This is a genomic window from Catenulispora pinisilvae, assembly GCF_015356865.1.
GTDB classification, from domain to species: Bacteria; Actinomycetota; Actinomycetes; order Streptomycetales; family Catenulisporaceae; genus Catenulispora; species Catenulispora pinisilvae.
Genome location: NZ_JAAFZA010000017.1, coordinates 32,761 through 45,600, shown reverse-complemented (window position 1 = coordinate 45,600; position 12,840 = coordinate 32,761). Strand labels below are relative to the sequence as shown.

Annotated in this window: 11 protein-coding genes; 1 reads left to right on the top strand and 10 read right to left on the bottom strand. The window is 71.8% G+C overall.

All coding sequences use genetic code 11. From position 1 onward, the window contains the following. Positions 1-159 precede the first annotated feature (159 nt). From IZR01_RS07275 to IZR01_RS07250, 6 genes are all read right to left on the bottom strand, one after another. Positions 160-1,134 (bottom strand): GH25 family lysozyme, encoded by a 975-nt coding sequence (locus IZR01_RS07275; protein ID WP_194894568.1) that lies wholly within the window; start codon positions 1,132-1,134, stop codon positions 160-162. Between the two features lie 13 nt (positions 1,135-1,147). Beyond that, a complete protein-coding gene (locus IZR01_RS07270) occupies positions 1,148-1,903 on the bottom strand; it encodes a lysozyme (RefSeq protein ID WP_194894567.1) in 756 nt (251 codons plus the stop codon). Between the two features lie 178 nt (positions 1,904-2,081). Then, positions 2,082-3,425, bottom strand: coding sequence for a BadF/BadG/BcrA/BcrD ATPase family protein (locus tag IZR01_RS07265; RefSeq protein ID WP_194923356.1), 1,344 nt, complete (start codon positions 3,423-3,425; stop codon positions 2,082-2,084). Positions 3,426-3,945: 520 nt separating this feature from the next. Beyond that, the gene (locus tag IZR01_RS07260; RefSeq protein ID WP_194923355.1) at positions 3,946-5,214 is read right to left on the bottom strand and encodes an RNA polymerase sigma factor; all 1,269 of its coding nucleotides are present in this window, start codon (positions 5,212-5,214) and stop codon (positions 3,946-3,948) included. Then, positions 5,211-5,573: a YciI family protein gene (locus tag IZR01_RS07255; protein WP_194894564.1), complete on the bottom strand. Its 363-nt coding sequence runs from the start codon at positions 5,571-5,573 to the stop codon at positions 5,211-5,213. Before IZR01_RS07255 ends, IZR01_RS07260 begins: the two co-directional genes overlap by 4 nt. A gap of 40 nt (positions 5,574-5,613) precedes the next feature. Next, positions 5,614-6,114 (bottom strand): MarR family winged helix-turn-helix transcriptional regulator, encoded by a 501-nt coding sequence (locus tag IZR01_RS07250; RefSeq protein WP_194894563.1) that lies wholly within the window; start codon positions 6,112-6,114, stop codon positions 5,614-5,616. A gap of 95 nt (positions 6,115-6,209) precedes the next feature. Here IZR01_RS07250 and IZR01_RS07245 point away from each other — a divergent pair, with 95 nt between their 5' ends. Continuing rightward, on the top strand, positions 6,210-7,073 hold the full coding sequence (locus IZR01_RS07245; protein ID WP_194894562.1) for an NAD(P)H-binding protein: 864 nt from the start codon (positions 6,210-6,212) through the stop codon (positions 7,071-7,073). A gap of 100 nt (positions 7,074-7,173) precedes the next feature. On the opposite strand, the gene IZR01_RS07240 is transcribed toward IZR01_RS07245, so the two are convergent. The 4 genes from IZR01_RS07240 to IZR01_RS07225 all read right to left on the bottom strand — a co-directional run bounded on the left by IZR01_RS07240 (position 7,174) and on the right by IZR01_RS07225 (position 12,793). Then, positions 7,174-8,265 (bottom strand): N-acetylglucosamine kinase, encoded by a 1,092-nt coding sequence (locus IZR01_RS07240; protein ID WP_194894561.1) that lies wholly within the window; start codon positions 8,263-8,265, stop codon positions 7,174-7,176. Positions 8,266-8,510: 245 nt separating this feature from the next. Beyond that, complete coding sequence (locus IZR01_RS07235) at positions 8,511-10,622, bottom strand: N-acetylmuramoyl-L-alanine amidase (protein WP_194894560.1); 2,112 nt, start codon at positions 10,620-10,622, stop codon at positions 8,511-8,513. 18 nt (positions 10,623-10,640) lie between these two features. After that, positions 10,641-11,807, bottom strand: a complete 1,167-nt coding sequence (locus tag IZR01_RS07230; protein WP_228559010.1) for an ABC transporter ATP-binding protein — start codon at positions 11,805-11,807, stop codon at positions 10,641-10,643. A 14-nt stretch (positions 11,808-11,821) separates the two neighbouring features. Then, positions 11,822-12,793, bottom strand: coding sequence for an ABC transporter ATP-binding protein (locus IZR01_RS07225; protein WP_438939632.1), 972 nt, complete (start codon positions 12,791-12,793; stop codon positions 11,822-11,824). Positions 12,794-12,840 lie beyond the last annotated feature (47 nt).

Sequence of the window (12,840 nt, the reverse complement as noted above, 5' to 3'; positions counted from 1 at the left end):
CTCCCCTGATCGTGCTCGCAGAAGAGAACAGACTAGCGATCGGGAACGGGGCGCCGAACCGGCCCGCCACCGACGCGGACACGCACCGAGACACGCACGGAGTCCCCGCCTCCAGGAGCGGAGACGGGGACTCGCTGTTTCAGCCGATACCGCGGACCCTCAGCCGTTCTTGGCCAGGACCTGTAGCTGGCTGTACGGACCGTTGAACACGTCCTGGTCGCCGGGCTCCGAACCGGAGTCCGCGTACTGCCAGAAGGTGTAGAAACCCCAGCCCGGGGGCAGCGTGCCGCCGCCGGAAGCCACGTAGTTCGCGATGAACAGCGGGTCGTAGTTCGCGAAGTTCGTGTCCTGGCTGGTGCAGGTGTTCCACCAGTCGGTGGTCGAGTAGATCACCGGGTAGACGCCCGTGCGCGCCGCGTACTCGTTCACGAAGTCCCAGATCCAGCTGCTCATCTGGCTTCCGCTGAGGCCATAGCACTCCGAGCCGTAGGGGTTGTACTCGATGTCGAGCATCCCGGGCAGGGTGAGACCGTCGGAAGACCAGCCGCCGCCGTTGTTGACGAAGTAGTCCGCCTGGGCGGCGCCGCCGGAGTCGCTGGGGTTGGCGAAGTGGTACGAACCCCGGATCAGCCCCTGGTCGTAGGGGCCGACGTACTGGTTGTAGAAGTCCGGGTTCGTGTAATACGTGCCCTCGGTCGCCTTCGTGTAGGAGAAGTCGATGTTGGGCGCGATACTGGCCCAGTCCAGGTTGCCCTGGTACGCGCTGACGTCGATGCCCGGGAGTTGCGGCACCGAGGCCAGGGGCGCCGGCCGTACGGCGGGCTGTGCGGCCGGTTCGTGGGCCTTGATAGTGGAACCCAGGTAGTCGAGCTGGGGGTGGGTCGCCACCGTCGGGTGCACCGGCGTGTCGTGCCGGGTGGTGTCGACCTTGACCAGCTGACCGGTGACGGTGCGCGCGTAGCCCGGGTGCGGGTTGGCGTGCGGGGCCGGGACGGCGGCCGGGGCGGCGCTCGGCTTGGTGGTGCCGCTGGCCGAGGCACTGCCGGCGGTGGCCGGCAGCAGCAGCGCGCCGGCCGTGGCGACCGCCAGGGCCAGCAGGGCCGCGCGGCGGGTTCCGTGGGTGGATGCGGACATCGTCGGCTCCTGCTTAGCCGTTGGCCAGTGCTTGGACGCGGCTGTAGTCGCCGTTGAAGACGTCCTGGTCCCCGGCCATGGAGCCGGAGTCGGCGTACTGCCAGATGGTGTAGAAGCCCCAGCCGGCCGGCAGCGTGCCCGCCGAGCCGTTGTAGTTGGCGATCCACAGCGGGTCGTTGTTGGCGAACGCGCCGGAGTTGCCGGTGCAGGTCTTCCACCAGTCGGTGGTGGTGTAGATGACCGCCCAGCGGCTGGTCTTGGCGTGGTACTCGTTGACGAACGAGGACACCCAGTTGACCATCGAGCCCTGGGTCAGGCCGTAGCACTCGGCGCCGTAGGGGTTGTACTCGATGTCCAGCGCGCCCGGCAGGGTCTTGCCGTCCTTGGACCAGCCGCCGCCGTGCGCGACGAAGTAGTCGGCCTGCGCGGCGCCGGTGGAGCCGTTCGGGATCGCGAAGGTGTACGCGCCCCGGATCAGGCCGGCGTTGTAGGCGCCGTTGTACTGCTGGGCGAAGTACGGGTTGGTGTAGTACGTGCCCTCGGTGGCCTTCGAGTACGAGAACTGCGCGCCGGCGGACTTGGTGGCCGCCCAGTCCACGTTGCCCTGGTGCGACGACACGTCGTCGCCATGGGGGTTGCCGGCCGCCTGCGCCATGCCCGGCACCAGCGCGGCGGCGCCGGCCAGGGTGCCGACCGCGAGCGCGGCCAGGGCGGTGCGCCGCTTGCGGGGGGTGCTGTGCCGCGGGCCGGACGACGAGATCTTGACCATTGAGCTCTCCTGTGGGTGAGACCTGATGGTGGAACCACGACGTGGACGGGGACGTGGACGCCCGAAGACGCCCCCCTCCGGGGTGCCGGTGCGGCGTCAGGGTGCTGTTTCGCAACGGTGTTCGCCGCCGCTCGGCATCAGCCAATGTAGCGGGAAAACAACAACAGTCAACGACTGTTTATGAGAATTCTGCGAACTGATGGTCGGCGCGGGTGAACGCCGCGTGTCCGGCGGCCGCCGCGGCGGCCCCCAGCACCTGCCGCGCGGCCAGCCAGGTCGCCCCGGCCGCGCCGTCCGCGGCCAGCCCGACCGGCGAGTCCGGCCAGCGCCGGCCGATCGCCGAGGTCACCGCCTGGAACACCGGCGAGCGGCTGACCAGCACCGAACCGCCCAGCACCACCGGCTCCCCGGCCACCGGCCCGACCCCGGCCAGGCTCTCCACCAGCACCTCCGCCGCCTCGGCGACGATCCGCGCCGCCGCCGGGTCGCCGAGCTCGTACGCCGCCATCACCAGCGGCGCGAGCCTGGACAGCGCCACCGTCGGCTGCGCCGTCACCGCCCGGACCAGCTCGGCGGCGCGCCGGCGGCCGCGCAGCGTGAAGCCCTCGCCGATGCTGGCCGGGACCGGGAGCCGGCCGGTGGCGGCCGGGCGAACGGGGGCTGACGGGTGTTGGACGGTTGGGGTTTGGGTGATTTGGGTTTCGGTGGGGACAGACGTCCGGTTTGGCGCGCGGTCGGGTGCGGCGCCGGGCGTGCTGCCAGACGTGCCGCCGGGGGCGCTGCGCCCGGAGGCGGTAGCGGCGCGCGGGTCGGCATCGGGTTCCACGGCTTGGCTCGGGGCCGTTTCGGGACCGGCGTCTGAACCGGGGTGCGAACCGGCGTCCGGCTTGGCCTTCGGATCAGTCCCCGGATCAGCCCCCGGACCGTTCTCGGCACCGTTCTCCGGGTGGTCCAGCAAGTGCGCGAGCACCGACTTGGCCAACTCGGCCATCGGCTCCCGGCCGTCGGCGGCGGCGATCGCGGCCCGGGCGGCCTGGCGTCCGATCCAGAAGCCGGAGCCCTCATCGCCCAGCAGCCAGCCGTAGCCGTCGCGGAAGCGGGCCGGCAGGCGGTCGTGCATGCGGGCGGCGACGGCGCCGGTGCCGGAGACCAGCAGCGTCCCGTCCGGGGCGGGGGTGCCGGCGGCGAAGGAGACGGTCACGTCCGAGAGCACCTGCACCGGACAGGTCAGCCCGACATCCGCCCAGGCCTGCTCCAGCACCCGCGGCGCGCGCGGATCGGCCATCAGGGTACTGACGCCGGCCAGCCCCACCACGCACGCGCCGACCCGCTCGCCGGGCACCGGGCCCAGCGCGGCCTTCAACGCCGCGACGATGTTCGCGATGGCGGCCCCGGCCCCCAACACGGTCGGATTCCCGCCGCCGGCCCGCCCGGTACCCAGCGTGCGCCCGTCGACGGTGGCCAGCACGGCACGCGAATGCGAACCCCCGACGTCGAGCCCCACCACGCACGGGTCCGCCATGGATGCCGCCACCTCCGACCTCGCCCCGCCCGGGCACCGGATGTGCCCCTGTGGCGTTGTGTGGGATCTTGCCAGAGTGCGCACCACAACTCAACGCCATCGCAGACCCTTGACGCCGCCCGCCCGATCTGGGACGCTCCCCGTTTGAGTGGCACTATGGCAGGTGGACAGGGGCGAACCCGGGACCCGGGCGGAACCGGCGCAGGACGGATCGGCGCTTCTGGGTTGATGTGGATTCTTGCCGCAGGTCCGGCCGGACCAGGCGCAACGACGGCAGGCGGGGCGGGCCGGGCAGCGCTGCGCGGATCGGCTGACCGCGGCGGCGAAATCAGCTCAACGCGTAGAGGATCGGCCCGCGCGCCCGACTCGCGCCGGATGCATTCGCAGCGCCGCCGAGCCGGGCTGCCGGCTGCCGGCTGCCGCCATGCTGGCGAAGCCGTTGAGGGAACAGCATCACCGACATGCTGGTCGACCTTGGCCTCGGAGGATGGCGAAGCCGAGGCGGCCGAGAGCCCGGTACCTATCCACCACTGAGTCCGGCGAGTCGTTCGGCCAGGAACACGCGCTCGGTGTCGTTCCCGGCCAGCTCCAGCGCCTGGCGGTAGGCGATCGAGGCTTCCTGCGGGCGGCCCAGCCGCTGTAGCAGGTCCGCCTTGATCGCCGGCAGGTACTGGTATCTCGCGAGGTGGCTGTCCTTCTCCAACTCTGCAACCTGTTCCAGCGCCTGCTCCGGCCCGGAGACCATCGACACCGCGACGGTGCGGTTCAACGCCACCACCGGTGAGGGCCACACTGACAGCAGTTCGTCGTACAGGGTCACGATCTGTGGCCAGTCCGTCTGGTCGTAGGACGGCGCCTCGGCGTAGAGCGAGGCGATGGCCGCCTGTAGGACATAGCGCCCCGGTCGCCCGCCGCGCAGTCCGTCCACGATCATGTCGTGCGCCTCGGCCATCGCCGAGCGGTCCCACAGCGAGCGATCCTGGTCCTCCAAGCGGAGCAGGCGACCGTCGGCGTCGATGCGGGTGGCGCGCCGGGCGTCGGTGACCAGCACCAGGGCGAGCAGCCCCCGCACCTCCCGCTCGTCGGGCATCAGCTCCCGTAGCGTCCGGGTCAGTCGCAGTGACTGGTCCACAAGGTCTGTACGCACCAGCGACGCGCCGGACGGCGCGGTGTGTCCGGCGGTGAACAGCACATGGATCACGCCGAGTACCGCGTGCAGTCGATCCGGCAGCTCAGCCGCTCCCGGCACCCGGAAGGGGATCCGCGCAGCGGAGATCTTCTTCTTCGCCCGGGTCATCCGGGCTGCCATCGTCGGCTCCGACACCAGGAACGCCCGTGCGATGTCGGCGGTCGTCACCCCGCACACCAGCCGCAGCGTGAGCGCCGACTGCGCCTCCCGCGCCAACGCCGGATGGCAGCACATGAAGATCAGTCGCAGCCGCTCGTCCGGCACTACGTCTTCCGGATCGAGGGCAGCCGGTTCGTCGAGGGCCACCTCGGCCTGGGTCCCCTCGGGCTCCACCAGCAGCGGGAGCTTCGAGCGGAACGTCTGGTCGCGCCGTAACGCGTCCATCGCGCGGCGCTTGGCCGCGGTGGTGAGCCAGGCCTGCGGGTTGTTGGGGATACCGTCGCGGGCCCAACTCGCCAGGGCTGCGGCATACGCCTCCTGCACGCACTCCTCGGCCAGGTCCAGGTCGCGCGCGACCCGCGCCGTCGCGGCGAGCACCAGGGCCCACCCGTGACGGTGCGCGTCCGCGACCGCCGTTTCGACCTCTGGCCGGGGCGTCATGCCGCGGCGGGTCGATCCGCGATGAAGCCGCCTTCGACGGGCCGCACCTCGACGCCGCCGCCCTGCTGGGTGGCGGGATTGGCCCGAGCGATCGCCAAAGCGGCATCCAGGTCGGGCGCCTCGATGATGGTGAAGCCGGCGATGACTTCCTTGGCGTCGACGAACGGGCCGTCCGTCACCACGTCGCCGCGGATCGACGTCGCGGTGTCGGCGGCGGGCTGCAACGCGAATGCCGCGACCAGGGCGCCGGACTCCACCATGTCCTCGAAGTGGCGGTCATGCGCCTCACGCGCCCCGGGAATGACCTCGCCGGCCTGAACGTGGGCCTTCGCGTAGATGAGGATCGCGTACTGAGCCATGGGGGCTGTCCTTCCAGGTGGTTGTCGTTGCCTGACACCCTTACGTCGAACGGTCGGCCTCGATTCGACGGCCCTCCTGGAAATCTCTTCGGCCGGTACCCCGCGACGTGTCGGTCGTCGGCCGCGCCAAGTCGCTCGCCGACCGCTGGATCTTGATCAGGGCGCTCATGAGCTGCTCGCGTTCGGCTTCGGTGAGACCCGCGGTGACCGTCTCCTCGATGAGCTGTCGCTCGGCCTCGATCGGGGCTTGAAGGGCGCGTCCGGCGTCGGTGAGCCAGAGCCCGACGAGCCGGTTGTCCCGGTCGTCGCGCCGCCGGGTGAGCAGTCCGGCGGCGGTCATGCGGTTGGCCGCCTTGACGATGGTGGGCGTCGTGACGTGCAGTGCGGCGGCGAGTTCGCCGGGCGTGCGGCCGTCTTGCTCCCAAAGCAGCGCGAGCACGAGGTCCTGCCCCGCGTGGAGCCCGTGGCGCCGCATCGCGGTCTCGACCACGCCCCGCAGCGCTTTCGAGGTCTTGCCGTGCAGGTCCAGGAACTCGGGCATGCCCGAATCCTAGCCGCGGCGAATCGATTGACGGCTAATCATTAACCGGCTAGCGTTCTCGATCGTTAGACGGCAAACGACCTGAGGGGGCCATCATGATCCTGATCACCGGAGCCACCGGGAATATCGGCCGCGAACTCGTCCGCGAACTCGACGAGAAGCACGCCGACTTCCGCATCCTCGTCCGCGACCTTGCCCGCTCCGCCGACCTCCCCGAACGTGCCGAACGCGCCGTCGGGGACCTGGGCGACCCGGCGACACTGGCCCCCGCGTTCCACCGAACCGACAAGCTGTTCCTGCTCACCCCGGGCATCGGCACCGAGCACACGGCCAACGCAGTCGCCGCTGCTGTCGCCGCCGGGGTGGAACACATCGTGCACCTGTCATCCTTCAACGTCCTGGGCGACCCCATGCCCGCCATGGGCCGCTGGCACCACCAGCGCGAACAGATCGTCCGAGACTCCGGCGTCCCCGCCACGTTCCTGCGACCCGGCGGCTTCATGTCCAACGCCTTCGACTGGGTCCCCACCCTCCGCGCGGGAGGCTACGTGATCGACCCGATCGGCCCCGGCCGCTACGCGTTGATCGACCCGGCGGACATCGCCGCCGTCGCAGCCCTCGTCCTCACCGAGGACGGCCACGACGGAAAGGACTACACCCCCACCGGCGACGAACTCATGACCGTCGCCGAGCAGGTCCGGATACTCGCCAAGGCGACCGGACTCGACATCGAGATCCGTGAAGCCGCCACACCCGCGCAAGCCGTGCAGGCGCGGTTCCCCCACGGGGCACCGCCGGCGCTCGCCGAGGCCATCACGGAAGGATTCACACTGATGCGTGCCGACACGGTCGGATTCCGCACCGACACCGTGGAGCGGTTGCTCGGGCGTCGGCCGAGGACCTTCGCGGACTGGTGCGCCCGCAATGCCGACACCTTCCAGCGACTCACGACCACCTGACGGCAGGGCACCTGAACCTGGACGGCACCGCCGTGCTCACCGACCGCTGCTCGCACCCCGGTCCGTCGCCTACTCCGCGCACCAGGCTCCGCCTCGTCGCCTACTCCGCGCAACCGACCCCGGCCCCCGCCGCCAGCCGGGCATGCACCCCGGCGTCGATCCCCGGCTCCATGACCCGCGCCGCGAGCCAGGCCGCGCCCACCGCGCCCGGCGCCGCGATCAGCGGCGTCCCGCCGTGGTGCTCGGCCAGCCGCCGCTGCACCTCGGCGCCGATCGGGCCGGGCGCCGTCAGCAGCGAGCCGGCCAGGACCAGCGGCTCCTCGGAGCTGTCGCCGGTGAGGGCGGTCGCGGTGGCCATCAGGAGACTGACCGCGCGGTCCACGATGCGCTGCGCCACCCGGTCCCCGACCGTCGCCGCCGCCGAGACCAGCGGGGCCAGTGCCGCCAGGGCGATCGGCGGGCCGTCGTAGACCGCGTCCCGCAGCGCCGCGATCTGCTCGCCGGTGGACTGCGGCACCACGTCGTCGGTCACCGTGGACAGGACCGCCTCGGCCAGCAGCGTCGGCTCACCGCGGCCGTCCAGGGCCGCGAACACCGCGCGCACCGCCTGGCGCCCGATCCAGAACCCGGATCCGTCGTCGCCGACCAGCCAGCCGTTGCCGTCGATGCGGGCGGTGACCTCCTCGCCCTCCACGCGGGCGGCTATCGAGCCGGCGCCGGCGATCAGGACCGAGCCGCTGGGGCGCGGGGTGCCGGCGGCGAAGGCGGTCACGGGGTCCGCGACCACCAGGACCGGGCAGGTCAGACCGGCGTCCACCCAGGTCTTGGCCAGGGCCTCGGCGCTGGGGCCGCGGGAGTAGCGCAGGATGCCGGCCGCGCCGACCACCACGCCGGCCACCGACGCCGGGGTGACCGTGCCCATCGCCTGCCGGACCGCGTCGCTCAGGTGCGCCACGACGTCCGGGATCGGCAGGGCCGTGGGGTTGGCCAGGGCCGAGCGCCCGCGCCCGATCACCTCGCCGCCGACCGTGGCGACCACCGCCTCCACCAGCGTCGACCCGGCCTCCACGCCCAGCACGACGCCGGTCCGCGCGGCCGGCCGGCGCAGGCCCGTCCCGGCGGCGGCGCGGTCGGGGCCCGCGGCCGGGACGGCCGGTGTCGGAGCCGAGGCGGCGGGGGAAGCGGACGGCATGGGTCCTCCTGGCGTGGCCTTCACGCCCAGGTGTTGGGCGCTGCCGGACTGGTCGGTGCCTGACACAGTCTGGCATGCGAACCCGGGCCTGAGAACGGTTCCGGCCAGGCCCGGGACCGGTTACGGCCAGGTCCGGGACCGGGACCGGTTACGGCCAGGTCCGGGACCGGGACCGGTTACGGCGGACAGCGAGCGGGCGGACCGCGCGTTCGCCGTCCGCCCGCTCGCCGATCTGCCGCGCGCCGTCAGGACGTGGAGGCCACCACGTTCACATCGGCCGCGTTCACGAACGCCATCCGGTGGTTGTAGGTGATCAGGTAGTACTGCGTCGCACCCTTGAAGTCGGTCTGGTCCATGAACGCCGACCCGTCGATGTTGTAGGCGTTGAACCAGTCGCTTTGCAGCGGCTTCCCGTCGGTGACGTAAGCCTGACCGGCGGCCAGCACGTACTTCGACGCGATCCGCTGCGAGCGCGGCACGCCGCCGTACCAGCTGGTGAACGCCGCCGGGTAGGCCGAGGCCTCCGGGAAGGACTCGACGTACACCGGCACCGTCGCCTTGCCCGGCTTCGGCGTCACCGTCAGCGCCTTCACCGGAGCCGCGCTGACCGGCCCCAAGTCGTTGTGGAACCACGCCTTCTGCCCGGCGTACCAGATCGCGATCCAGCCGCCCGGCGCCCGGTCGGCGACCACGAACTCCTGCCCGGCGCTGGCCTTGTCGCCCCAGTCGTCGGCCTGGATGGTGCCGGCCGAGCCGTCGGTGTGCAGGTACGGATCGGACAGCAGCGGCGCGCTGTCACTGGGAGCGGTGCGCAGGAACACGAAGCTTGTCGGCTGCTTCGGCATGTCCTTGTAGTAGCTGGCCGGGCAGGGCCCGTTCAGGTTCGGCCACTCGGCGCCGTGGTACGGCCCCGGGAACGGCGTCAGGTCCTGGATGTTCTGGCAGCCGGAGACCACCTGCTGGTTCAGCTGGAAGACCGGGTTGACGGCCACCACGTTCGACGACGGCGGGGCGTCGGCGTGGATCGGGGCGCCGACCAGGTCCATGAAGTGCGACCAGTTCCAGTACGGCCCCGGGTCCCAGTGCTGCGAGGCGATGCTGCCGTCGCTGCTGCCGGGGATGTTGTCGTGCCCGAGGATGTGCTGCCGGTCCAACGGGATGTCGTACTTCGCGGCCAGGTAGCGGACCAGCGCGGCGGTCGAGTGGTACATCGCCTCGCTGTACCAGGTGGCCCCGTCGATCGCGTAGCCCTCCTGCTCGATCCCGACCGAGTGCTGGTAGAACGACTCGTTGCCGCTGTCCCAGGCGATGTCCTCGGTCGGCAGCAGCTGGGTGACGTGGCCGTCCTCGGAGCGCACCTCGTAGTTCGCCGAGGCGAAGTACGACGGGTCGTGGAACAGCCACAGCGTTCCGTCGTTGGTCTCTTCGTTGTCGTGCAGCGTGATGTAGCGGATGTCGGTGGTGACCGGACGGTTCGCCGGGTCGTGGTCCCCGTAGTCCGACTTGTCGGTCGCGCTGAGCTGGTAGAAGCCGCTGGGGGAGTAGCTACAGTCCAGGTCCGCCGGGCACTCCGGGGCGCTGATCTGGGACGGGTCGTGGACCGGGTCGGCCGGCGGGACCACGCTGACCAGGCCGAGCCGCTTGGCGCCGTTCGGGTCGTCGAAGGCCCACGGCTGCGCGGGCAGCGACAGGGTCTGGCCGTCCTGGGTGGTGGCCGACTGGCCGGTGCGGATCGTGGTGAAGACGTCGTCGGTGAAGACCTGCGCGACCTTCGTCTCCGAGGCCTCGGCGTAGCGCGCGACGCCGACCGTCCAGCCCGACAGGTCCAGCGCCGGGGGCAGGACACTGTGGTTGTACTGCTTCTCATAGGACGCCAGCAGCGCGGCCCCGGCGCGGATGTTCTGGACGTCGTTGGTCTCGGCCGTGGCCAGGTCGACCCCGGCCAGCGCGGCGGCCTTCGCCGCGGTGTGCAGCGACGGCGCGGTCAGTAGATCCGGGCTGCGGAAGGTGCTGGTGAAACCGGCGCTGTTCAGCTCGGCCTGGGTCAGGTTCGTCAGGTTCATCGGGCCGTAGCCGGCCGAGAAGCTGGGCTTGCCGCCGTGCGCCTCCCACAACGACTCGTTGTAGGACACGGACAGCAGGACCGGCAGCGGCACGCCGAACTCGGCGGCCGCCGCGGCGAACGCGGCCTGCCGCCCGGCCGGGTCGGCGGGGCTGGACGGGCCCGCCTTGGGACCGGCCATCGGGCTGCCGGCCGCGGCAGCGCTGTGCGCGGCCGGCACGACCGCGGCGGCGGCCGCCACCAGAGCGGTGGCGACGACGGGAATCAGTGCTCTGCGCCTCGGGGGGCGTCTCATGGGGCTCCTTCGTCTTGTTCAGGATGGGGGAGCGGGAGCGTTCTTTGGTGCGATCGGTGCTTCAGGTGCGTTCGGTGCGCTTGGCGCGGCCAGGGCGACCAGGGCGGCCGCGTGGCAGGCAGCGTGCCGCCCGCCCGAGGGCAGCGGCTTGGGATCGACGGTCCGGCACTGCTCGGCCACGCCCAGCCGCTCGGCCTCACCGGAGGCCAGCAGCGGACAGCGCGGATGGAAGCGGCAGCCCGGCGGGATCGCGGCCGAGTCCGGCGTCTCCCCGGACAGGATCACCGGCTCCCGGTCGGACTCGGCGACCACCGAAAGCAGAGCCTTGGTATAAGGGTGCTGAGGATCGGTCAGGACCTCCTCGACGGTCCCGGTCTCCACGATCCGCCCCAGATACATCACCGCGACCCGGTCGGCGATGTTCCACGCCAGCCCCAAGTCGTGCGTGACGACCAGCGCCGACAACCCGGCCCCGGCGCGCAGATCCAGCATCAGCTTCAGGATCTCGCCGCGCACCGAGGCGTCCAGCGACGCCACCGGCTCGTCGGCGACCAGCACCTGCGGATCCAGCACCAACGCCCCGGCGATCACCACCCGCTGCCGCTGCCCGCCGGACAGCTCATGCGGATGCTGATCGATGAACCGCTCGGGCGGACGCAGCCCGGCGCGCGACAGGGCGTCGGCGACCTTGGCCTTCTCGTTGGGGAAGTCGCCGAGCGCGGACTTGCCGTGAATGCGCAAGCCTTCAGCCACGGCCTCGTAGACACTGCGGCGCGGATTCAACGCACCGGTCGGATCCTGCAACACCAACTGCACGCCGCGCCGATACGCCTTCAACGCCCGGGCCCGGTAGGACACCGGCTTGCCGTCCTGGAGCACCCGCCCGGCGGTCGGCACGACGAGCCCGGTCAGCGCGCGAGCCAGGGTGGACTTGCCGCAGCCCGATTCGCCGACCAGCGCGACGATCTCGCCCTGCGCGATGTCGAGGTCGACGCCGTCCACGGCGCGCGCCCGGCCGCGGCCGTGGCGGGATCGGAAGGTGACGTAGAGGTCTCGGACGGACAGGACTGGGGGATTGGGCTTGCCGGCCGGTTCGCTTGTCGCAGTCTCCGATTCAGCTTCTGCGGCCGGCTGCTCCGGCACCGCTTCTTCCCCTCCAAGTCGCGGCTCGCCGGTCGCTCCCATCTCCACCTCCGCGCTCACAACGCCTCCCGCAGAACGTCCATCCGCACACAAGCCGCTGTCCGCCCCGGACCCGCGGCCACCAACGGCGGCTCGGCCGTCAAGCACTCGTCCGCGGCGATCGGGCACCGCGGCGCGAACGTGCAGCCCGGCGGCAGCCGCGCCGGATCCGGCGGGTCCCCGGGCAGCCCGCGCGGCCCCCGACGCGAGGCGGCGTCCCCGATGCGCGGGAAGGCGCCGGCCAGCGCCCGGCCGTAGGGATGCCGGGCGTCGGCGAACACCTGGTCGGCCGGTCCCTCCTCGGCGATGCGGCCGGCGTACATCACCGCCAGCCGGTCGCAGTGCTCTGCCAGCACCGCCAGGTCGTGGCTGATCATCAGCAGGCTGATGCCGTGCTCGGTCACCAGCTCGCCGATCAGGCGCAGGATCTGGGCCTGGATCATCACGTCCAGCGCGGTGGTCGGCTCGTCGGCCACGATCAGGCGGGGCGAGCAGGCCAGGGCCATGGCGATCATCACGCGCTGCCGCTGCCCGCCGGAGAGCTCGTGCGGGTAGGCCGACGCCCGCGCGGCGACCAGGCCCACCTGGTCCAGCAAGGTGGCGACCCGGCGGTCGGCGGCGGCGCGCGAGACGCTCTTGTCGTGCAGCAGGATCGGCTCGGCGATCTGGTCGCCGACCCGGCGGACCGGGTTCAGCGAGTGCATCGCGCCCTGGAAGACGATCGAGGCCTCGGCCCAGCGCACGGCGCGCAGCCGGCCCCAGGTCATGGCCTGGACGTCTTCGCCGTTCAGCAGGATCTTCCCGGTGATCTTCGTCGATTTCGGCAGCAGCCGCAGCACCGCGGCGGCCAGCGTGGACTTGCCGCAGCCGGACTCCCCGGCCAGGCCCAGTCGGCCGCCGGCGGGCAGGGCGAGGTCGACGCCGCGCACCGCCGGGACCGGCCCGGCCGCCGTCTTGTAGGAGACGTGCAGGTCTTCCAACCTGAGCACATCGCCGCCCGACGCCTGGTTCTGGACCGCGTCGTCGTGCACTGTCT